The organism is Hyalangium gracile, from assembly GCF_020103725.1.
GTDB lineage: Bacteria > Myxococcota > Myxococcia > Myxococcales > Myxococcaceae > Hyalangium > Hyalangium gracile.
This window is the reverse complement of record NZ_JAHXBG010000038.1, coordinates 49973-70449: the sequence shown is the minus strand read 5'-3', so window position 1 is coordinate 70449 and position 20477 is coordinate 49973. Positions and strand designations below refer to the sequence as shown.

Genomic DNA, 20477 nt, shown 5'->3' with positions numbered 1-20477 from the left:
TCAGCCATGACTGGAGTCCGAGGCGCGGGGATGTGATGGCCCGGGGCCACGCCGCCCGGAGGGCTGCCCCACCCTCTGGGCTTGCCTGCCGGGCAGGCGGCTACCTCCGCCTTGACTTGGGGGGTGCCCCCTCGTAGAAGACCCCTCCCCTCCCACCTACCGGGTGGTCGGGGATGTTCTTTTCCATCTTCCCGTGTTCGCACGGGACGAAGCGCGAAGGTGACGGGCGCGCTGTTTCCCGTCCCCGGCGTAGAGCCTCCGAGGCGCTACGACCGTTTCCCCGCTCCCCGGATTGGCCGGGGGGCACTCGACCCCAAGGGGAGAGAAAACATGGCTGAGACACAGGCCGCGGTGCGGCTTCGTGAGTACGAGACCATCTTCCTGGTCAAGCCCGACCTGACCGACGACAACGTGGACCGCCTCAAGGAGCGCGTCCGCGGCATCGTCAGCCGCGAGGGTGGCAAGGTCATCCGCTTCACGGTGTGGGGCAAGAAGAAGACGCTGTACCCCATCGCCAAGCAGCCCCGCGCCATCTACGTCCACACCCACTACCTGGGCAACTCCAAGCTGGTGGCCGAGGTGGAGCGCAACCTGCGCAACCTGGACGAGGTGACGCGCTACCTGTCCGTGAAGCTGGCGGACGAGGTGGACCCCGAGTCCCGGCCGGTGCTCGAGGACGTGAAGATGGCGGGCGACGTCGAGGAGACCCGTCCGGGCGCTCCCGAGCGCGAGGCCTCCTTCCGCGGCGAGCCGGTGGACGAGGCTGGCGAGGCGGAGGAGGAGGGCACCGAGGAGGCCTAAGCGCCCTTCGGTCTTCCACGGACCCTTTCGAGAACGAGAACGCTCATGAACGGTACGGATAACAAGACGACTTCCGCGGCTCCCACGCGCTCCGGCGGTGGTGGTGGCGGCCGCGGCTTCGGCGGCGGCGATCGCGGTGGCTTCGGTGGTGATCGCGGCGGTGATCGGGATCGCGGTGGCGATCGCGGCGACCGCGGCGGCGGCATGGATGACGACAAGCGCGGCGGGCGCGGCTTCGGCCGCAAGAAGGTCTGCCGCTTCTGCGCCGAGAAGAACACCAAGGTGGACTTCAAGGACCAGGCGACGCTGAAGTACTTCGTCACCGAGCGCGGCAAGATCATCCCCCGCCGCATCTCCGGCAACTGCGCCAAGCACCAGCGCGAGGTGGCGGTGGCCATCAAGCGCGCCCGCGGCCTGGCGCTCCTCCCCTACAACGCCATGGTGGGCTAGTCGCCCGTCCGGTACTTCTGGAGACAGCACATGAAGGTCATTCTTCGTGAAGACATCGACGGCCTCGGCAAGTCCGGGGAGCTCGTCACCGTCAAGGACGGCTTCGGGCGCAACTACCTGCTGCCCCGCAAGAAGGCGGTGCTCGCCAACGAGCAGAACATCCGCCAGCTGGAGCACGAGAAGGGCGTCATCTCCGCGCGCAACGCCAAGCTGAAGGGCGCCGCCGAGGAGCTGGCCAAGAAGATCGGCTCCGTCAAGGTGAGCATCAAGCGCAAGGTGGGCGAGCAGGACAAGCTGTTCGGCTCCGTCACCGCGCTGGACATCGCCGAGGCGCTGGCCGCCCAGGGCCAGCAGGTGGACCGCCGCGGCATCCACCTGCCCGAGCCCATCAAGACGGTGGGCAACCACGAGGTGGAGCTGCGGCTGCACCGCGACGTGGTGGCGAAGATCAAGGTGGACGTCATCCCCGAGTAACGGGGGCTCCTACCTCAGCAGCCTAGAGGGCCGCCGGGCATACCCGGTGGCCCTCTTTTTTTGCCGGCGGGACGACCTGTAGAGTGGGGCTGCATCATGTCGAACGTGCTCGATGGTAGTGAAGGGCGGAAGGTCCTCGAGGACCTGGCCGCGGAGCGTGCGGTGCTCGGCGCCGTGCTGGCGGACAACACCCTCATCGCCAACGTGGGCGAGGTGGTCCACCCCGACGACTTCTCCAGCCCGCAGCACGGCGCGATCTTCGCCGCGATGCTCAAGCTGGACGCCACCCAGCGGCAGGTGGACCACCTGACGCTCGCGGAGGAGCTGAAGGTGCTGGGGAACCTGGCCGCGGTGGGCGGGCCGGCGTACCTGATGACGCTGGACCAGGGCGTCCCCTTCACCCACAACGCGGTGCAGTACGCGCAGATCGTCCGGGATCAGGCGCTCCGGCGGCGGCTGGCGAAGGTCGGCCGCGAGATCATGGAGATGGCCAGCCAGGAGTCGGGCGACGTCGAGGTGGTGCTCGACGAGTCCGAGCGCAAGCTCTTCAACCTGGCCGAGAAGCGGCGCGAGGGCGATCTCCGCCCTGTCAGCGAGCTGATGGAGCAGACGCTCGAGCTGCTCGACAAGATGAAGGCCTCGTCCTCGGGCGTGACGGGCCTGTCCACCGGCTACATCGATCTGGACAACCAGCTCACGGGCCTGCACGCCGGCGAGCTCATCATCCTCGCGGCGCGCCCCGGCATCGGCAAGACGTCGCTGGCGATGAACATCGCGATGCACGCGGCGCTGGAGGAGGACCCCAAGGCGGTGGCCATCTTCAGCCTGGAAATGCCCGCCGACCAGCTGCTGATGCGTCTGCTGGCCTCCAGCGCGCGCGTGGACATGAAGAAGCTGCGCGGCGGCCGGCTCACCCAGAACGACGAGGAGAAGTTCCAGGAGATGGCGGGCAAGCTCTACAACGCCCCCATCTACATCGACGACACGGGCGGCCTGTCACCGTTCGACCTGCGCGCCAAGGCGCGGCGGCTCAAGCAGAAGGATCCGCGGCTGTCGCTGATCGTGATCGACTACCTCCAGCTGATGCACCAGAAGGGCAAGGTGGAGAGCCGCCAGCTGGAAGTCAGCGAGATCTCCCGCTCGCTCAAGCAGCTGGCCAAGGAGCTGGAGGTGCCCATCATCGCCCTGAGCCAGCTCAACCGTAAGGTGGAGGAGCGCAAGGGCGGCAAGCCGATGCTCAGCGACTTGCGCGAGTCCGGCTCCATCGAGCAGGACGCGGACGTGGTGATGTTCATCCACCGCGAGGAGGAGGAAGGGGGCGATGGCGAGGAGGCCGCCAAGTCCCGCAGCGCCATCCCCGTGGAGCTCGTCATCGCCAAGCAGCGTAACGGCCCGGTGGGCTCGATCGAGCTGGTGTTCCTCGCGGAGTTCACCCGCTTCGAGAGCCGCGCCCGGGGCGACTTCCAGTAAGGGCGCCCGAGCCCGGCACGCCCCGCCGAGCAAGGGCCCCGGGTGAGCTGGGGCCCCTCTCGGAAGGCTGCGCGCCTCTAGAAGATCCTCAGGCTGTAGCTCGGCGGGCCCGGGCTGTACACGTTCAAGGACCCCGTAGACTTGTTCTCGATGCGCACGAAGAAGGCGGACTGGGCCGGGACGCTGCGGACGATCTTGGAGCCCAGGCAGTTCACGTCGTAAGGCCAACCCCAGGCGCACTTGTTGTCGTTCGTGGCCAGGAGGCTCCCCACGCCACCAGTGCTGGCGTTGTAGGCGTAGAGCTTCATGACCGTGTCCGACCCTCCGATGTCGTAGGTCTCGAACGTCACCTGCGCGGCGGAAGCAACGTAGACGACCACCCAGTCCACGTCTCCCACCTCATGGAAGGTGTGGCCGGTCTGCGGTGTGCCCAGGTAGGCCGCGGCGGTCTGCGCGGTGTTGTCGGCCTCGTACGCATCCGGTGGCGGCCTGGCACAGTAGTCGGTGTAGGCGCCCCCGGGATCCTTGCAGTAGCCCCCCGAGCAGTAGCAGCCCGAGCGACAGTTCGCGCCGCTCGTGCACGTGCGCTGCGGGGGGGCGCCGCAGATCTCGGGCTCGCCGCCCTGGCACGTGCCGCTGATGCAGGAGCAATTCGCGTAGATGTTGCAGTCCAGGTCACCCGTGCAGGACCGGACGAGCGCCTGTTGGACCTCGCCGACCCGCGCGAGACTCTCCTGCCCAGCTTCCTGGACGTCCGGTTCCTGGATGCCTCCGCAGCCCAAGAGAGGAAGGGTGAACAGCACGGGAACGACCCACGACATCCTGACCATCAGCCATCTCCTGAGAGGAAACGCGAAGTGCGCAAAATGGAGGAGACGCGCCGCGAGCCAGCTATGCAGGCCGCTTCCTCTTTCCCGTCCAGGCGGAACTTTCCTGGGATGAAGCCGCTCAGGGGGCAGGCGGCCGCTCGGCGCTCGGCGTCAGCCCGCGCAGCGGTGTGTCCTGGCCAATGGCGATGAAGGGCGCCCAGAAGTAGGGATGCGGGTGCTTCCGGCGCAGCGTCCGCATGGCCTCGCGCAGCGCCGTGATGCGCCCCTGCCCCGCCAACAGGTTGCGGTAGTAGCCCTCCATGAACTCCCGCGTCGTCTCGTCATTGACGCTCCACAGGCTCGCCACCACCGCCTCAGCCCCCGCCATCACGAATGCGCGGCGCAGGCCGTAGACGCCCTGGCCCCGCTTGATGTCACCCAGGCCCGTGTCGCAGGCCGACAGCACCACGAGCTGGGTGCCCCACAGATCGAGCCCCGCCAGCTCCAGCGCCGTCACCAGGGAGTCCTCCCTGCCAGCTCCGCCAGGCTGTGTGGCCGAAGCCCGCGCTCCCGCCAGCACCAGGTACGAGCGCAGCAGGGGATCCGGAAGGCGCGGCGATCTGTCCGCCTCGCTGAGCGCGCAGCAGGCCCCCACGGCGCGAGTGCCGGCCGTGACGGGGGCATCCTCCCGGAAGAAGCCGTGGGTGGCGACATGGAGGATTCCTGGCGTGCGCAGCGTCAGCAGCGCCTCCTTCGTCGCTTCCCGGCCCAGCAGCAGCTGCGCCCGCGGGAACATGCGCTGGATGGCCTCCGCCTCCTTGCGAGTCCCAGGTAGCGGCAGGAATGGCTGGTCCCCGCCCGCCGCGCGCATGTCGGAGAAGAAGCGCTCCAGCGCCCCCGAGCGCTCGCCGGTGACAGCCTTCGCGAGCCCCGAGCCGACCGCGGGAGGAGCATCGAAGTCGGGGTCCGCCACGACGACGACCGAGTCGCCGGAAGCGGCCTCCTCGGAACGAGGCAGCAGGTCTCTTCCCGAGGTGAGATAGGAGAGCTCGAAGCCATCCTCGACCAGGCGGCGGCCATCGTGCAGCACACCGAAGGGCACGAGTGAGAGCTGCCCGTCCGTCGAGAGAAACAAGCGCCTCATCTTCTCGAGCCGCGGCACCAGGGGACGGAAGGCCAGCGAGTAGAGCGCCTTGGAGGCGGACGCGTAGTCGCTCACGCGACGCGCCAGCACGCGATGCAGCCGCGAGGCGACGCTGTCCAGGGCCTCGGCTGGACCGAGATCGACGGCATGCGTGCGGCCACCCGCGAAGAGCAGGAGCGCGAGGTAGCGCGGCCTGCTCGCGCTCGACGGGGCCGGGGCCACAGTGCCGGAAACGATCGGGCGGTCATCGTAGGCCACGAACTCGATGAGCGCGCCGTCCTGGGGGAGCGTCGCCGCGACGCGATCCACGAGCTCGGCGGGAGCTGGCCGCGCGGCATGCGCACGCAGTGGCGCCGAGCGCCGGGCGAGGTCGGCCTCGAGGGCATCACTCCGGCCAACGAGCTCCTTGAGCTGCTGTTGGTACTCGGCGAGCGAACGCGAGCCCGGCCCCGCGAGCGACTCCTCCGCGATGCGCGTGCGCAAGGCACGCAACAGCTCGAAGGCCTCGCGCCCCTCCGGCGCCAGGCTCCGCGAGACGATCTGGGAGGTGCCGGCGAGCTCTTCCACGGAGCGGCCCTTGCGAAGGAGGGCGGCGGTCAGCGCGAGACGCCGAACCCGTGCATCGTCCGGGTGAGCCCGGGCGAGCGCATAGAGCTGCTCCTCACTCCTGCGGAGCAGTTGCAGGAAGCTCTCCAGGCCTCGCCCGGAGAAGCCGAAGACCTCCTGGCGCAGGTGCGCCTCCGAGACGGCGAGGGCTCTCTCGAAGAGCGGCAGCGCGTCGGCAAGGCGCCGCTGCGCGACGCGCAGAAGGGCCATGCCCTGGAGCGACTCGGCGACATCCGGATGCGCCCCACCCAGGATCGCCTCCCGAATCTCCAGCGCCCTCTGATGCAGCGGCTCGGCCCGGGCGTACTGCCCCTGGTGGAAATAGAGCATCGCGAGATCGTGGAGCGAGCGGGCCACATTGGGGTGATTCCCGCCGAGCTCCTGCTCGCGGATGGCCAGCGCCCGCAGATGCAGCGGCTCGGCTCGGGCGAGGAGCCCCTGCGCCACGTAGACGTTGGCGAGGCTGTCGAGCGCCGCGGCGACCTCCGGATGGTCCTTCCCGAGCGCCTGCTCCCGAACCGCCACGGTCCGCTCATACAAGGACTCCGCCTGCGCGTACCTGCCCTGCTCCGCGTAGAGGCTGGCCAGGCCAGACAGCGAATAGGCGACCTTGGGATCGAGCTCTCCGAGCGTCGCCTGACAGATCTCGATGGCCCGCAGCGAGAACGGGACTCCGCGCTCGTACTGCCCTTGCATGGTGGCGAGCTGGGAGAGCACGTTGAGCACATCCACCAGCTCGGAGTGGTTCTTGCCCAGGAGCTCTTCCTGAATCGCGAGCGTGCGCTGGAGCAGCGGCTCCGCCTGTGCGTAATGCCCCTGATTGATGGCGAGGTTGGAGAGGTTGTAGAGCGCGTCGGCGATGGCGGGGTGCTTCTCACCGAACGCCGCGGTCCAGATCGCGATGGCGCGCCGGTAGAGCGACTCGGCCCGCGGGTACTTTCCCTGGTGCACGTAGGCATTGGCGAGGTTGTTGAGCGACTGGGCGACTTCAGGATGGTCCTTGCCGCGGGTCTCTTCCTTGATCGCGATCGCACGCTCATACAGCGGCTCGGTGCGCGCGTACTGACCCTGCTTGATGTAGACGCTGGCGAGGTTGTTGAGCGAGAAGGCGATGTCCGGATGATTCCTGGGGAGGGCCTTCTCCCGCGCGGCGAGCGCTCGTTCGTGGATCGCCGCGGCCCTGGCGAGCTGGCCCTGCATCAAGGCGAGATTGCCCAGATTGTTCAGCAGGGAGGCCACCTCCGGGTGGTCCTTGCCCAGCACCTCCTCCCGTATCTCGAGCGCCCGCCGGTACAACGACTCGGCCTGCTCGGGATGCCCCTGCTTCAGGGAGAGGGTTCCGAGCGCGTTGAGCGACTCGGCGACGTCCCGGTGGCGCGGCCCCAAGGCTGCTTCACGGATCGCGAGTGCACGCTGGAGCAGGGGCTCGGCTCGCGCGTAGTTCGCCTGCATCAGGTGAATGCTCCCGAGCAGCAGGAGGCACTGGGCTACGTCTGGATGCTTGTCCCCGAGCACGGCCTCCCGGAGCTCCAGCGCGCGCTGGGCCGCCGCCGCCGCCTCCACGTAGTGGCCCGCCACCCGCTGCTGCTGGCCTTGCTCGTAGGCCTGCCGCGCCTCGCTCAGGCGTGGGTCTGCTCCCCCTGTGTCCACCGTGGCGCACGCCACGCAGCTCAGGAGCAGCCACGCGGTCTTCACCAGGGCTCGCCGAATGCGTCTCTTCATGGCCGTGGAGCGCTCCTCTCGTACGAGCGATTTCGCAGCAGCACCGCGCTGGCGCCAGCCCCCTTGCGGAGTACCTGGCAGCGGTCACCCTCCCCCAGGTCCTTCTCCGCGGCCTCGAAGCGGGCGGGACATTCCTCCAGGATGAGCTCCACCGCGCTCCCATCTCGCGTCCGCGAGAGGCACCACGCGCCGTCGCCCGTCCATGCGGCCTCGAAGGAGGCCCGCCCCGGCTCCCAGCCCGCCACCGCCTCCCTCGTCCGCGACAGCACCGCCAGCCCGTCGTACATGTCGATCGGCATGTCCTCTCGCGTGTGGCTGCGTCCGTTCCCGCAGTAGTCCGCTCGCGCCATCCGCGTGCAGGCCTGATGCAGCTCTTCCAGCGACTGGCCCGCCTTCTTGCCCCAAGGCTTGTAGCCCCACCCGATGCACTTGGAGATCACCCCGTTCTCGCAGGCGAAGGTGAACTGCCCGGCCCGCGCATGCCGCGCGCCCTGCTCGTCCCACACGCCCGGCACCGCCAACGCTCGGGGCGAGGGCACGCGGTGGGTCGCCAGGCACGGGTTCTCCCAGGTCGAGGTCTCCGCGTTCCAGATCTGGATCCGATACCACCGCATGGCGGGCTCCTCCGCGGCCTCCTCCACTCCGCACAGCGCCACCTCCACGGGTTGACCGTCACTCGAGCGGCCCTGCAGCACCGCGCCGACGAGCTCCTCGGGTTTGCGCGATGGCGCCACCAGTCTCCCCTCCTCCAGGCGCGCGCCTTTCACCGTTGCCGCCCCGAGCCGCATACTCCTCAAGTCGACCGAGGCCAGGATGCTGCTCGTCTCGCTCTGCTCGTCCTTGCGCCCCGTCCCCCACAGCAGCGTGCCCTGCGGCCAGACCTTCCGCTCGGGAGCCTGGGGCTGACAGGGAGGTGCTCTCACGGCGGCCCTGGCTCGGGTGGGCGCGGGCACCTGGGCGGGTTGGGGAGTCGGAGTGGGCTCGGACGCCCAGGCTGCTGTAGCAACCACGATGCACGAAAGAATCAGAAGGTGTCTCATCCTGGACGTCCTCGTTCCTGGCGATGCAGTCAGTGCGCCACCATAACGAGAAGAGGCGAGGTGCAGGCGGGCTATGCAAACACTCGCCATCGGCGCGGACCTCACTCGGCTGGCAGCGAGGCGCAGACGCGTACGCCAATCCGGGCATCTCGGAGGCGGGAGGTGCTGGCCTGTCGACTGGCCACCAGGGCGCCTGTCTCGCCGTAGTACCAGGCGCCTCCTCGAAGGACGATCTCTCCGAAGCCGTCCTGGGTGGGCCGGGTCATCTCGAAGGCGTTGCCGGCCATGTCCTCGAGGCCAAAGGGGCTGACCGAGGCCGGATGGGAGCCCACCTCGTCAGGGCCGTAGGCGTCGGGCCGGAAGGCGTAGGTGGCATCGATGTTGGCGTCGTCCTTCTGGAACCGGTTGCCATGGGGGAACCTGCGATCGTCCGCGCCCCTGGCCGCACGCGTCCACTCCAGCTCGCTGCACAAGCGAGCGCCCGGCAGTCTCCCGGTGCGATCGAGCCAGGAGAGATAACCGGCGAGATCGTCCGCGGAGACGCCCACGAGGGGGAAGCGTCGCCAGTCCTGCTCCGCTCGGGCCTTCCGCCCCGGATAGCGGATGGGCTCGCCAGCGCGCGCCGTGAGGACGGCTCCGCTCACGAGGTGGAGGGAGAAGCTCCAGGCGCCGTCAGGCAGCCGCCGCAACGACACCGCGCTGTCGCCGTTGAAGCTCGGCTTCTCCAGGAAGCTGCGCTCGGGCGCTTCCGCGGGCAGGGTGTCGAGGTACGTCAGCCAGTCCCCCATCGTCACCTCGTACCGCCCGATGAAATAGCCCTCCTCCAGGCAGCTCGGATGCAGGGGCGCGCTCTCCATCATCGTCCGCAGCTCCTCCACGTCCGCGCTCCCCTCGAGGCTGCAGCCGGGCGGGATGTAGACGTAGCCCTCGGGCACCTCCGAGAGGAGCTCGAGGGTGACGCGCTCCTGCTCTCCTCGCTCGAGCAGGAGGGGCAGCTCGACCGGTGCATTCCCCTCCCGCGAGATGTGGAGCTGATAGGAGCCCGGTGTCACGCTCCGCCACGCGAGCGGCGTCGGACCGAGAGTCTCCGGGCGAGGGAGGGGCACTCGCTGCAGTCCCTCCTTGCTCTCCACATAGCGGGTGACCTCGACGCTCGCGCCTGGAGGATCGGTCACCAGGACGAGCTCCGCGGGGGCGTCGATCTCGTCGCGCGGCGCCTCGCCCTCGACGGTCAACCTCCTGAAGCGCTGGACGAGCCGGGTGCGCTCGTCCTTCTGATAGAAGCGCTCCGCCAGCAGGATGCGCTCATGGGTGAGCTGGATGAGGAGCTGTCTTGCCTCCTCTTCATCGCGGGCGCGCTCGAGCGCGTCCTCGATGGCTCGCTCCGCCTCCGAATAGGAGGCCTCGGCCTGCCGGAGCTCCTCGAGCGCCTGCCCCCAGACCTCCTCGGCGTGGAGCCAGCGTTCCTGTGGATCCCGCGCAGCCCCCGAGCCGCCGGGATGCTGGCCCGTGAACAGCGCTATCGCTTCCTGGCGGCCCTCACTCGCGCGCCGAGCATGCTTCTTCGCCGCGCCGAGCGCGTCCCGAGCCTCCGCCACCCGAGCGCTCACGAAGCTCCGGAGCTCCTGGTGCTGCTTCAGGCGCGGCACGCCATAGAAGCCCCCCACGAGGAGCACGAGGATCAGCGCGGCAATCCAGCGGCGCCGGGACTGGCGACGCACGGCTCGCCGGGAAGCCCGGAGGAAGTCCTGCTCTCGGCTTCCCAACGCGACGCTGTCGAGCGCTCTCGCCTCGTCGAGCTGACGCGCTCGCCAGAGCAGATCCTCGGCGCGCCCGAGGCGCTCCCACTCGGCCCCGGCGGCCTCGATGCGCTGGCGCAGCGCGCGCTGCCCCGCATCCTCGTCGAGCCACTGCCGCAACGTCCCCCAGCTCGCGATCAGCGCCTCGTGGGCGATCTCGTAGCTGGCCCGATCCCCCGCCTTGCGCACATGCAGCAGGCGCCCCTCGACGAGCGCTCTCAGGGCGGTGCGGGCCTCCTCCGAGGCCGCGGTGAGCTCCTCCTCGCCGCGCTCACTGCGAGTGCCCTCCGCGGTGATGAGGCGCCCGAGCAGGCGACGCGCGGCCTGTTGCTCGGCCTGGCCGAGCTGCGCGAGCACCCTGTCGGCATGACGGGAGAGCGCGCCAGCCACGCCGCCCATCTCGTCCAGCGCCGCCTGGGTGATGCAGCCCCGGGCGGCGTCGCGGCGCTCCCACAGCTCGGCCAGCGCGAACTGGAGCAGCGGCAGGCTGCCCGCATCCCGCGCCGTGGCCTCGACCAGGGTATGGACCAGGGCCTCCGACTCGAAGACCACGCCCCGGCGGCGAGCGGGTCCGATGATGGCCTCGCGCACCTTCTCCGGAGAGAGGGGCTTGAGCAGGTAGAGCGCCTGCTCCACCACGTCATCCAGGCCCGACAGTGCCCCGACCCGCGCGAGGAAGTCACCCCGCACCGCGAGGAGCACGCGCACCCCCGCCGCCGGCAGGGCGAGCTCTCCCAGCAGACGGGCGAAGCGGGCTGCCTGGGCGGGCTCGCTCAAGGTGATCAGCTCCTCGAGCTGGTCGAGGAAGAGCAGCAGGCCGCGCCCCTCCTGGTGGACGGCTCGCAGGGCGGGCCCGAGGCGCTCCGGCGTCTCGGTGAGCCAGTGCCCCAGCTCGGCCTCCGGGCGCCCCAGGATGGGAGCCAGTGCCGCCGCAAGCCTCGCGAGCGGACGGCGGCCGGGGGACAGCGTCAGCGAGGAGAACTCGCGATACTCGCCCAGCGCCCCCTGCTCGACGCGCGGCAGGACGCCCGCGCGACAGAGCGAGGACTTCCCCACGCCCGAGTCTCCCGCCACGAGGACCACGGGATGGCTGCGCAACCGCTCCAGGACGGCGAGGATCTCGCCATCCCGCCCGAAGAAGAGCGAGCGGTGCTCGGCTTCGAAGGGTGCCAGCCCCCGGTAGGGGTTCTCGGCGGGGAGGACTTCCGGCTCGCGAATCCCGCCCAGCCGCTCGAACTCCGCACCCAGCGCGTCCACCGAGACCAAGCGCATGCTCGGCTCGGCGGCGAGGCACCGCTCCACGAGCGCCGCGAAGTCGAGGTCGATGCCCGGCACGACGGCCGTGAGCGCAGGAGTGCTCCCCTGCTCCGGTCGCTCCATCGCCCCAGCCGGTCCCGGCACCTGCTGTGGAGGAAGCGTGCCCGTGCAGAGCTCGTAGAGCACGAGGCCGAGAGCGTAGAGATCGCTCTGGGGCGTCGCCGGCTCTCCACGAAAGAGCTCGGGCGCCATGTAGCGCGGCGTGCCCACGGCGGCGCGAGCCCCGCTCGTTCCCGCGGACGCGCTCTCATCCACGAGCTCGGCCAGACCGAAGTCGAGCAGCTTGACCTCGCCCTCCTCCGTGAGGAAGACGTTGGACGGCTTGAGGTCCCGGTGCAGCACGCCCTGGCGATGCGCCGCCGCGAGCCCTCGCGTCAGTCCCCGCCCCAGCCTGAGGACGCGCCGCCAGGGCAGGGGCAGGGCCAGCCCCGCCAGGCTCTGTCCGGCCAGGTACTCGGAGACGAGATACGGATGGCCGTCCACCTCGCCCACGCGAAACAGGGTGACGACGTTGGGGTGCTGCAGCCGGGCGATGGCGCGCGCCTCGTTGTGGAAGCGCGAGCGGACCCGTGCGCTGGGCTGCTGCGCCGCGATGAACTTCACCGCCACCCGCCGATCCAGGAAGCGATCGTGCGCGAGATAGACGACGCCCATGGCGCCGCGCCCCAGCAGACGCTCGAGCTGGAACTCGTCGAACTCGGTGGGGGGTGTCCAGCCGACGGCCGGTGGCACAGGGGCCGTCTCGGCCGGAGCGAATTGCTCCGGACCGGCGTCCTCCATGCGCAGGTCTCCGCGGACGACCGTCACGAAGAGGGCGCGGCAGGGCTGGCACTCCGCGGTATGGCGATGGAGTCGGGCCAGCTCGTCCACGGCCAGCCGTTCGTCGATGAGTCGAGCCAGGAGTTCATCCGTCAGACATGACGACTCCGCCTGATCGGAAGGACGCGCCATCAACGACTCCGAGAAAGACTGCGAATCGGGTTGGAACGCCAGCGGCTCTATCCTAGTCTCATCCAGTACGGCGGGCGGAAGACACGGGACGATAGAGGTAGGCTGGAACCCATGGAAGAGCCGCTAAAGCTCGCCATCACCTTCTTCGAGCACACGCCGGCACGGCTGAACGTGCCGAGCCATATGGCCGAGTTCGAGGCTCTGCTCCGCGGCGCCTGGGCGAAGGGCCAAGGCGAGTGGCCTCAGGTGACGCTGCCCGCCGAAGTCTTCGTGCGCCACCTGGCCAGGTTTCTGCCCGAGGTCAGCGAAGCGTCGTCTCTCTCGGAGCAGCTCGGCCAGCTCGCGCTCGAGGACCTGTACCTGGCATGCGCTTGCGTCCACAACGTGCCGGAAGCCACCGAGACCCTGGAGCGCGAGTACCTGGCCAGGCTGCCGGCGCTGATCGCGTACCTCAAGCTCTCCGCCCCCGTCCTCGAGGACTTGTGCCAGCTGGTCCGCATCCACCTCCTGCTCGGCACCCCGGAGTCCGGGCCGAGGCTGGCGGAGTACACGGGCCGTGGCGCGCTGCTGAGCTGGATCCGTGTCATCGCCGCGCGCATGGCGCTCCGAGTGGGCCCGCCCACCCGGGAGACCTCCGAGGAGAACGCCCTGGCGGCCCTGGAGAGCCTGCAGTCTCCCGATCCGGATGCGGATCTCGATCTCATCAAGCGTCGCTACCGCCCCATGTTCCTCCAGGCCGTCCGCGACGCCTTCGACGCGCTGTCGAACGAGCATCGACACCTGCTCCGGCTCCACTTCGTCGATCGGCTCCCGACGACCCGGATGGCGCCGCTGTTCGGCGTGGATCAGTCGACGATCTCGCGCTGGATCAAGGGCGCGCGACAGGCCGTCTATGAGGACACGAAGCGCCGCCTCAAGGAGCGCCTCCGCCTGTCCTCGAACGAGTTCGAGAGCCTCGTCACCACGCTCGAGAGCCAGCTCGACCTGAGCTTCAGCGAGATCCTCGTCGATGGCGAGCCGGAGAAGAAGTAGGCGGCCCTACCCCGCGCCCGTGCGCAGGTAGCGCGCCACATGAGCCTTGGCCCGGCGCGCGGCGGCCTCCACCGTGCGCCCTCGGCCCAGCTCCACCGCGAGCGCCGAGGCCAGCCGGCAGCCCGTCCCCCGGCGCTCCGGCGGTCTCGGCAGCCTCTCCCCGGTGAGCTGCCGCGTCCGGCCTGGCATGCACAGCACATCCACGGCGCCGTGCTCCCGATGGCCGCCCTTCACCAGCACCGCGCCGAAGCCATGCGCCACCAGCGCTCGCCCCGCCTCCGCCGCCTCCTCCACCGTGCTCACCGCGGGCAGCCCCAGCAGCCACGCCGCCTCGTCCAGGTTCGGCGTGAGCACCACGCGCGGGCCCGCCAGAGACAGGTAGTGCCGGGCGGAGAGTCGCGAGAGGCGCTGCCCCCGCGAGCTCCGAACCACCGGATCCACCACCCACCAGGCGTCCACGCCCTCCAGCGCCTCCCGGAGGGCCTTCAGCCGCACCGCGTCCGGCACCATACCGAGCTTCACCGCGTGCAGCGGCCCCAGCTCTCGCGCCGCGGCGACCTGAGCGCGCAGCAGCCGCGCGGGAGCGGCCTCCCAGAGGAACGTCGTGGTGCCCTGCGCCGTCTGCGCGGTGGGCACCGCCACCGGAGCCCCTCCCAGCGCCCGCACCGTGGCCGCGTCCGCCAGCAGCCCCGCGCGACCGGTGGGCTCATGGCCCGCGAGCAGCAGCACTCGAGCAGGCGCGCTCACCGCCGGTAGTCACGCGCCTTGTGCACGAACACCTTGTAGATGCCGCCGTGCACCGGAAGCGTCGTCAGCATGAACTCCGGATGCCACTGCACCCCCAGCGCGAAGACGTGCGCAGAGGACTCGATGGCCTCCACCACTCCGTCAGGAGACGTGGCGCTCGCCACCACCTGGTTGCCCAGCTTCTTCACCGCCTGGTGGTGCGTGGAGTTCACCATCAGCTGCCCCTTCCCCACCCCCTCCGCCAGCAGCGTGCCCTCGCGCACTTCCACCGGGTGCTGCGGCTGCGTGCGATCGTGCTTCTGCTCGTGCTCGCGCGCCTCCGGCACCTCGCGCCCGATGTCCTGGTACAACGTGCCGCCCAGCACCACGTTCAGCAGCTGCATGCCGCCGCACACCGCCAGCACCGGCATGTTGCGCTTGAGCGCCGCGCGCATCAGCGCCGTCTCGAAGGCCGTCCTGCCCTCCTTCAGCGGCCCCATCCCCTCCCGAGCCGTCTCGCCGTAGGCCTCGGGCGGAATGTCGAAGGCTCCCCCGGTGATGAGCACCCCGGAGACGCGGTCCAGGTAGGCCTCCACGCACGTGGCGTCATCCGAGTACGGCAGCACGAATGGCAGCCCGCCGGCCCGCAACACCGCGTCCGCGTACGGCACCTTCAGCTCGTAGCGGGCGAAGGGGTTGTCGGGGCCCACCCCCGTCCAGTCCGGGGAGATGCCAATGTTGGGCCGCCGCGGCGGCAGGCCGTGATGTCTCGGAGGAGCAGTCATGGAGAGCCCGCGAGGGTAGCCCCTCGAACGCCTGTGTCAAACGCGGCAAGCAGGCGACGCACCCGCTCGGCAATGTCCTCGGCCAGCAGGGCGTCCGACACCACCGCCGCCCCGTGCGCCCCCGCCTCCGCCACCTTCGCGATGTTCCCCAGCCCCACCCCGCCAATGCCCACCACCGGCAGCGGGCTGTCTCGCACCACCGCCGCGAAGCCCTCCAACCCCAGCACCGGCGCCGGCACCTGCTTCGTCGTCGTCCCGAAGACAGGCCCCACCCCCACGTAGTCCGCCCCGGCCTCCTTCGCCGCCCGAGCCCCCGCCGCGTTCCGCACCGTCACGCCCACCACCTTCCCGGGGCCCAGCAGCTCCCGCGCCGCCTCCGGGGGGAGGTCCTCGTCTCCTACATGCACCCCGTCCGCGCCCGACAGCAGCGCCAGATCTACCCGATCGTTCAGGAGGCACACCGCGCCTGCCCGGCGACACGCGGCCACCACCTCCCGAGCGGCGGCCAGCGCCTCCCGAGGCGGGGTGCGCTTCATCCGAAGCTGGAGGATGCGTGCCCCACCGGACAGCAGCCGGGCTGCCTTCTCTCCCAGCGGGAGCTCGGGGCGGACGGTATCGTCACAGAGCAGATAGGGGCCTCGGGGAAGGATGGGACGGGCGGGGGCGTTCATCGGCTCCTGGTGTGGCGGGTCCGGCGGCGTTGACAGGCTGCGCCTCTGCTATAAGGTGGCGCGCCCTTTTCACAAGAGATTCCGAGGATTTGAACATGGCCGATACCCTGGACCCGAAGCACCTGGATAAGCGCACCGCCGAGCGTTACCTGCGCAGCGGCCAGCTCGACGAGAAGGCGTACGAGCGCCACATCAAGGGCCTGCCGGACGTGGCCGAGAAGGCTGTCCCCGTCGAGACGGCGATGGATGGCGACGAGTTCGAGTCCGACGAGGACGATATCGACGAGGGCGACGACGAGGCGGAGGCGGACGAGGGTTCCGAGGACACCGAGGCCCCATGACGGACGAGAAGCGCGGCGAGACGTTCGTGATGCGGGGTGAAGCCCGCCCCGCGACCACCGAGAGCCCCATCGCCTTCAACACCTTCATCATCGGGCTGGCCTCCACCGCGCTGATCCACCTGGGTGACACGGCCAACCCCGAGACGGGCCGCAAGGAACGCAACCTGGAGCTGGCCCGCGAGAGCCTCGATCTGCTGTCGATGCTGCGCGAGAAGACGCGAGGCAACCTCACCGAGGAGGAGGAGAAGCTCTTCACCACCCTCCTCACGGATCTGCGCCTGCGCTTCGTGGAGGCGAGCAAGCGTTGAGCGTCCCCGCCGCACAGCCCCAGCGCCTGCCCCGCGGCATCCGCATCGCCGCGGTGCTCAGCCTCATCCTCGCGGGCCTGACGGGCATGTCCGCCGTCACCGAGGCCTCGAGCCTCTCGCAGTTCTCCGAATACAGGGAGGCGGTGCTCGAGAACGCGGGCCGCTTCGGAGACCGCGAGGCCAACGAGCACGTGCTCCGCGCCCAGTTCTCCGCCCTGGAGCCCATGCGCGAGCCGCGCATCTTCCTGCTCGCCACGCTGGCCGTGGTCTGCGCCTTCGTCTTCGTGGCCGCCGCCCGGATGCTCCGGCCCGGAGGCCTGCCCCGCGAGGGCATGCGACGCTTACTGGGCGGGGCCGCCATCCTCGCGGCCATCCTGCGCACCATCGAGGGGGCTCAGTGGATGGTCGTCGTCGACCAGATGAGCGCCGCCATCGTGAAGGGCCCCTTCCCGGCCTGGCAGGACCCCACCAGCATCGAGATCATCCAGCGCTTCGCGCCCACCGTGCTGGCCGCGGGCTACATCGGCCTCACCGCCCTGGTGGCCGGCGGCTTCATCCTGCTCGGCCAGTACTTCCGCAGCGAGCGCGTGCGCCAGGTCGTCACCGCCCAGGACGGCCCGGCCGAGTAGGCGCGAGCGCGTCCAGGCCGCTCAGGCCGCGTCCGGCGTGACGCGGGGCAGCTGCGGGCCGGGCAGCAGCGTCTCCAGCCGCTCCTCCGCGTCCGCCGCTTCCAGCGAGAGCACCACTCCGGGCGCCGTCCGGCGCATGCCCAGCAGCTCCTCGCGCGTCAGCCCGAACACGTAGGCCAGGTGCCCCATCGGCCACCGGGCGCGCATCCGCGTGAAGGCCGCGTCGTCCTGCTCCTCCTCGCCCGACATCTCCACGTCGGCGTAGATGACCTGGTCGCCGCCCACCCGGTGCCCGTTGCCGTAGGCGATCACCTGCTCGCCCGCCGCGGGCTCATAGACATAGGTATGGACGGTGGCGTTGGCCGCCCGGGAGAGCAGGCGAGGCAGCGCGTGGTGCTCGGCGTACCAGCTGGCGGCCCCCCGGCCCGCGGCCGGCAGCCCCACGAAGGACAGCCGCACCAGCTTCCGTCGACGGATCACCGTGACGTGCAGGTTCGGCAGGGCGCCGGTCACTCCGTCCAGCGCCAGCGCCTCACGCGCCAGCCGGACGAGCTCCAGCCCCTGAAATGACTCGATGCGTATGAGGTAACCGCCGTGCGCTTCCAGTGGACTCCCCCCGAAAAGGCGCGCGGCGTATAGCCGGGTGCCTCATTTCTGGCAACTCCTGAACCCAGAAAGCCCTGTGATTTCCGGCACCTCAAACTATTCCGCGGAGCTTGTACGAGCGTTTCTTGCCAAGGGGGGTTCGGCCCTTACGTTGAGGGCATGAGACTCGACAAGTTCACAGTCAAGGCGCAGGAAGCGATCCAAGAGGGTCAGTCCCTCGCCCGTCGGGCGGACAATCCCAACTACGAGCCGGAGCACCTCGCCGCGGCGCTGCTCGGCCAGAAGGACGGCATCGTCGAGCCGATCTTGAGGAAGATCGGCGCCGACTCGAAGCTGTTCGCCAGCCGGCTCGGCGAGGCACTGCAGAAGCTGCCGCGCATGCAGGGCGGTGAGAGCGCGATGCTCGGCCAGCGCCTGCTCAAGACGTTCGACAAGGCCGAGGACGAGGCCAAGGGGCTCAAGGATGAGTTCGTCTCCTCCGAGCACCTGCTGCTGGCCCTCACCCACGACAAGGGCTCCATCGGCGAGGTGCTGAAGTCCTCGGGTGTGACGCGCGAGCGCGTGCTGTCCGGCATCAAGGACGTGCGCGGCTCGGCCCGCGTCACCAGCCAGGACGCGGAGGCCACCTACCGCGCGCTGGAGAAGTACGGGCGAGATCTGACGGAGGCGGCCCGCTCGGGCAAGCTGGATCCCGTCATCGGGCGCGACGAGGAGATCCGCCGCTGCGTCCAGGTGCTCAGCCGGCGCACCAAGAACAACCCGGTGCTCATCGGCGAGCCCGGCGTGGGCAAGACGGCCATCGCCGAGGGCCTGGCGCGGCGCATCGTCGATGGCGACGTGCCCGAGAGCCTGAAGAACAAGCGGCTCATCACCCTGGACCTGGGCGCCATGGTGGCCGGCGCCAAGTACCGCGGCGAGTTCGAGGAGCGCCTCAAGGCGGTCCTCAAGGAAGTCGCCGACTCGGCCGGTGAGGTCATCCTCTTCATCGACGAGCTGCACACCATCGTCGGGGCCGGCAAGGCCGAGGGCTCCATGGATGCGGGCAACATGCTCAAGCCGGCGCTGGCGCGCGGCGAGCTGCACTGCATCGGCGCCACCACGCTGGACGAGTACCGCAAGCACATCGAGAAGGACGCGGCCCTGGAGCGGCGATTCCAGCCGGTGATGGTGGGCGAGCCCAGCGTGCACGACACCATCAGCATCCTGCGCGGCCTCAAGGAGCGCTACGAGGTGCACCACGGCGTGCGCATCCAGGACAACGCCCTGGTGGCCGCCGCCACCCTCTCCCACCGCTACATCGCGGACCGGTTCCTGCCGGACAAGGCGATCGACCTGGTGGACGAGGCCTCCAGCCGCCTGCGCATCGAGATCGACTCCATGCCCACGGAGATCGACGACGTGCGCCGGAAGATGACGCAGCTGGAGATCGAGCGCGAGGGCCTGAAGAAGGAGACGGACGCGCACTCGGTGGAACGCCTGGGCCAGATTGAGATGGAGCTGGCCAACCTCAAGGAGCGCTTCACCTCGCTCAAGGCGCACTGGGACGCGGAGAAGGCGGCCATCACCACCATCCGCGGGGTGAAGGAGAAGCTGGAGAAGGCCAAGAACGACCAGGCCGCGGCCGAGCGTCAGGGCGACCTGAACAAGGCGGCGGAGCTGAAGTTCGGCGTCATCCCCTCGCTGGAGAAGGAGGTGAAGGCGCAGAACGAGAAGCTGGCCGAGCTGCAGAAGACCCAGAAGTTCCTCAAGGAGGAGGTGGACGCCGAGGACATCGCCGAGGTGGTGGCCAAGTGGACGGGCATCCCCGTCTCGCGCCTCATGGAGGCCGAGGTCCAGAAGCTGGTGAAGATGGAGGACCGGCTGGCCCACCGCGTCATCGGTCAGCGGGACGCCATCGTCGCCGTGTCCAACGCCGTGCGCCGCGCGCGCAGCGGGCTGCAGGATCCGAACCGGCCCATCGGCTCGTTCATCTTCCTGGGCCCCACCGGCGTGGGCAAGACGGAGACGGCCAAGGCGCTGGCCGAGTTCCTCTTCGATGACGACAGCGCGATGGTGCGCATCGACATGTCCGAGTACATGGAGAAGCACTCCGTGGCCCGGCTCGTCGGCGCGCCTCCGGGCTACGTCGGCTACGACGAGGGCGGCCAGCTCACCGAGGCCGTGCGCCGGCGGCCCTACACGGTCATCCTCTTCGACGAGATCGAGAAGGCGCACCAGGACGTCTTCAACATCCTGCTGCAGATCCTCGACGAGGGCCGGCTGACGGACAGCCAGGGGCGCACGGTGGACTTCAAGAACACGGTGCTCATCCTCACGTCCAACATCGGCTCGCAGGCGCTCCAGGAGGGCATGGCGGGCAAGGACGCGATCGACGAGCGGACACGCGGCGAGGTGATGGACGCGCTGCGTGCCCACTTCCGGCCGGAGTTCCTCAACCGCGTGGACGAGATCGTCATCTTCGAGCCGCTCAAGAAGAGCGACATCAGCCGCATCGTCGAGCTGCAGCTGGCGCGGCTCAGCAAGCTGCTGGCCGACAAGCGGCTGACGCTGGAGCTCACGGACAAGGCGCGCGACTTCCTGGCGGAGCGCGGGTACGACCCGACGTATGGCGCCCGGCCGCTGAAGCGGGCCATCCAGAAGTACCTGATGGACCCGCTGGCGCTGAAGGTGCTGGGGGGCGAGTTCCTCCCCGGCGACAACATCCAGGCGGATGCCGCCGCGGACGGGCTGACCTTCGGCAAGGTGGTGGTGGACAACACCCGCGGAGAGAAGCCCCGGAAGACCGCGTAGCCCCTC

At 69.8% G+C, this 20477-nt stretch carries 17 protein-coding genes; 9 read left to right on the top strand and 8 right to left on the bottom strand.

The window, feature by feature from the left end:
* The first annotated feature begins 330 nt into the window (after positions 1–330).
* The 4 genes from rpsF (at position 331) to dnaB (ending at position 3195) form a co-directional block, all read left to right on the top strand.
* Positions 331–801: a 30S ribosomal protein S6 gene (gene rpsF / locus KY572_RS43455; protein ID WP_224249679.1), complete on the top strand. Its 471-nt coding sequence runs from the start codon at positions 331–333 to the stop codon at positions 799–801.
* Between the two features lie 45 nt (positions 802–846).
* Positions 847–1251, top strand: a complete 405-nt coding sequence (gene rpsR, locus KY572_RS43450; RefSeq protein ID WP_224249678.1) for a 30S ribosomal protein S18 — start codon at positions 847–849, stop codon at positions 1249–1251.
* A gap of 30 nt (positions 1252–1281) precedes the next feature.
* A complete protein-coding gene (rplI, locus tag KY572_RS43445) occupies positions 1282–1725 on the top strand; it encodes a 50S ribosomal protein L9 (RefSeq protein WP_224249677.1) in 444 nt (147 codons plus the stop codon).
* A gap of 96 nt (positions 1726–1821) precedes the next feature.
* On the top strand, positions 1822–3195 hold the full coding sequence (dnaB, locus tag KY572_RS43440; protein WP_224249676.1) for a replicative DNA helicase: 1374 nt from the start codon (positions 1822–1824) through the stop codon (positions 3193–3195).
* Positions 3196–3272: 77 nt separating this feature from the next.
* Here the strand turns inward: dnaB and KY572_RS43435 are convergent, their stop codons facing one another.
* From KY572_RS43435 to KY572_RS43420, 4 genes are all read right to left on the bottom strand, one after another.
* Entirely contained in the window at positions 3273–4025 is a 753-nt protein-coding gene (locus KY572_RS43435) for a hypothetical protein (protein ID WP_224249675.1), read from the bottom strand.
* 118 nt (positions 4026–4143) lie between these two features.
* Positions 4144–7476: a CHAT domain-containing tetratricopeptide repeat protein gene (locus KY572_RS43430; RefSeq protein WP_224249674.1), complete on the bottom strand. Its 3333-nt coding sequence runs from the start codon at positions 7474–7476 to the stop codon at positions 4144–4146.
* Positions 7473–8399 (bottom strand): ADYC domain-containing protein, encoded by a 927-nt coding sequence (locus KY572_RS43425; RefSeq protein WP_224249673.1) that lies wholly within the window; start codon positions 8397–8399, stop codon positions 7473–7475. The genes KY572_RS43430 and KY572_RS43425 overlap by 4 nt, the downstream gene beginning before the upstream one ends.
* Before the next feature lie 218 nt (positions 8400–8617).
* Positions 8618–12583 (bottom strand): bifunctional serine/threonine-protein kinase/formylglycine-generating enzyme family protein, encoded by a 3966-nt coding sequence (locus KY572_RS43420; RefSeq protein WP_224249672.1) that lies wholly within the window; start codon positions 12581–12583, stop codon positions 8618–8620.
* A gap of 111 nt (positions 12584–12694) precedes the next feature.
* Here KY572_RS43420 and KY572_RS43415 point away from each other — a divergent pair, with 111 nt between their 5' ends.
* Positions 12695–13615: a sigma-70 family RNA polymerase sigma factor gene (locus KY572_RS43415; RefSeq protein ID WP_224249671.1), complete on the top strand. Its 921-nt coding sequence runs from the start codon at positions 12695–12697 to the stop codon at positions 13613–13615.
* Positions 13616–13621: 6 nt separating this feature from the next.
* On the opposite strand, the gene thiD is transcribed toward KY572_RS43415, so the two are convergent.
* From thiD to thiE, 3 genes are read right to left on the bottom strand one after another with little or no spacing between them, the layout of a single operon-like run.
* Positions 13622–14362, bottom strand: a complete 741-nt coding sequence (gene thiD / locus KY572_RS43410) for a bifunctional hydroxymethylpyrimidine kinase/phosphomethylpyrimidine kinase (RefSeq protein ID WP_224249670.1) — start codon at positions 14360–14362, stop codon at positions 13622–13624.
* Positions 14359–15126, bottom strand: coding sequence for a gamma-glutamyl-gamma-aminobutyrate hydrolase family protein (locus KY572_RS43405; RefSeq protein ID WP_224249669.1), 768 nt, complete (start codon positions 15124–15126; stop codon positions 14359–14361). The genes thiD and KY572_RS43405 overlap by 4 nt, the downstream gene beginning before the upstream one ends.
* Positions 15123–15797 (bottom strand): thiamine phosphate synthase, encoded by a 675-nt coding sequence (gene thiE / locus KY572_RS43400; RefSeq protein ID WP_224249668.1) that lies wholly within the window; start codon positions 15795–15797, stop codon positions 15123–15125. The genes KY572_RS43405 and thiE overlap by 4 nt, the downstream gene beginning before the upstream one ends.
* A gap of 95 nt (positions 15798–15892) precedes the next feature.
* On the opposite strand from thiE, the gene KY572_RS43395 reads away from it, so the two are divergent.
* From KY572_RS43395 to KY572_RS43385, 3 genes are read left to right on the top strand one after another with little or no spacing between them, the layout of a single operon-like run.
* Entirely contained in the window at positions 15893–16138 is a 246-nt protein-coding gene (locus KY572_RS43395) for a hypothetical protein (protein WP_224249667.1), read from the top strand.
* Entirely contained in the window at positions 16135–16446 is a 312-nt protein-coding gene (locus KY572_RS43390) for a DUF1844 domain-containing protein (RefSeq protein ID WP_224249666.1), read from the top strand. Before KY572_RS43395 ends, KY572_RS43390 begins: the two co-directional genes overlap by 4 nt.
* Positions 16443–17075 (top strand): hypothetical protein, encoded by a 633-nt coding sequence (locus KY572_RS43385; protein WP_224249665.1) that lies wholly within the window; start codon positions 16443–16445, stop codon positions 17073–17075. The genes KY572_RS43390 and KY572_RS43385 overlap by 4 nt, the downstream gene beginning before the upstream one ends.
* A 21-nt stretch (positions 17076–17096) precedes the next feature.
* Here KY572_RS43385 and KY572_RS43380 read toward each other — a convergent pair whose 3' ends face one another.
* Positions 17097–17588, bottom strand: a complete 492-nt coding sequence (locus tag KY572_RS43380) for a hypothetical protein (protein ID WP_224249664.1) — start codon at positions 17586–17588, stop codon at positions 17097–17099.
* Between the two features lie 252 nt (positions 17589–17840).
* Between KY572_RS43380 and clpB the strand changes: the two genes are divergently transcribed.
* Entirely contained in the window at positions 17841–20471 is a 2631-nt protein-coding gene (gene clpB, locus KY572_RS43375) for an ATP-dependent chaperone ClpB (protein WP_224249663.1), read from the top strand.
* The last annotated feature ends 6 nt before the right edge of the window (positions 20472–20477 follow it).

Coding starts and splice junctions, on each gene's coding strand:
- KY572_RS43435 (WP_224249675.1), bottom strand. CDS start 4,025: ATGGTCAGGATGTCGTGGGTCGTTCCCGTGCTGTTCACCCTTCCTCTC.
- KY572_RS43420 (WP_224249672.1), bottom strand. CDS start 12,583: ATGGCGCGTCCTTCCGATCAGGCGGAGTCGTCATGTCTGACGGATGAA.
- KY572_RS43415 (WP_224249671.1), top strand. CDS start 12,695: ATGGAAGAGCCGCTAAAGCTCGCCATCACCTTCTTCGAGCACACGCCG.
- rplI (WP_224249677.1), top strand. CDS start 1,282: ATGAAGGTCATTCTTCGTGAAGACATCGACGGCCTCGGCAAGTCCGGG.
- KY572_RS43395 (WP_224249667.1), top strand. CDS start 15,893: ATGGCCGATACCCTGGACCCGAAGCACCTGGATAAGCGCACCGCCGAG.
- dnaB (WP_224249676.1), top strand. CDS start 1,822: ATGTCGAACGTGCTCGATGGTAGTGAAGGGCGGAAGGTCCTCGAGGAC.
- thiE (WP_224249668.1), bottom strand. CDS start 15,797: ATGAACGCCCCCGCCCGTCCCATCCTTCCCCGAGGCCCCTATCTGCTC.
- KY572_RS43390 (WP_224249666.1), top strand. CDS start 16,135: ATGACGGACGAGAAGCGCGGCGAGACGTTCGTGATGCGGGGTGAAGCC.
- rpsF (WP_224249679.1), top strand. CDS start 331: ATGGCTGAGACACAGGCCGCGGTGCGGCTTCGTGAGTACGAGACCATC.
- clpB (WP_224249663.1), top strand. CDS start 17,841: ATGAGACTCGACAAGTTCACAGTCAAGGCGCAGGAAGCGATCCAAGAG.
- KY572_RS43405 (WP_224249669.1), bottom strand. CDS start 15,126: ATGACTGCTCCTCCGAGACATCACGGCCTGCCGCCGCGGCGGCCCAAC.
- KY572_RS43430 (WP_224249674.1), bottom strand. CDS start 7,476: ATGAAGAGACGCATTCGGCGAGCCCTGGTGAAGACCGCGTGGCTGCTC.
- rpsR (WP_224249678.1), top strand. CDS start 847: ATGAACGGTACGGATAACAAGACGACTTCCGCGGCTCCCACGCGCTCC.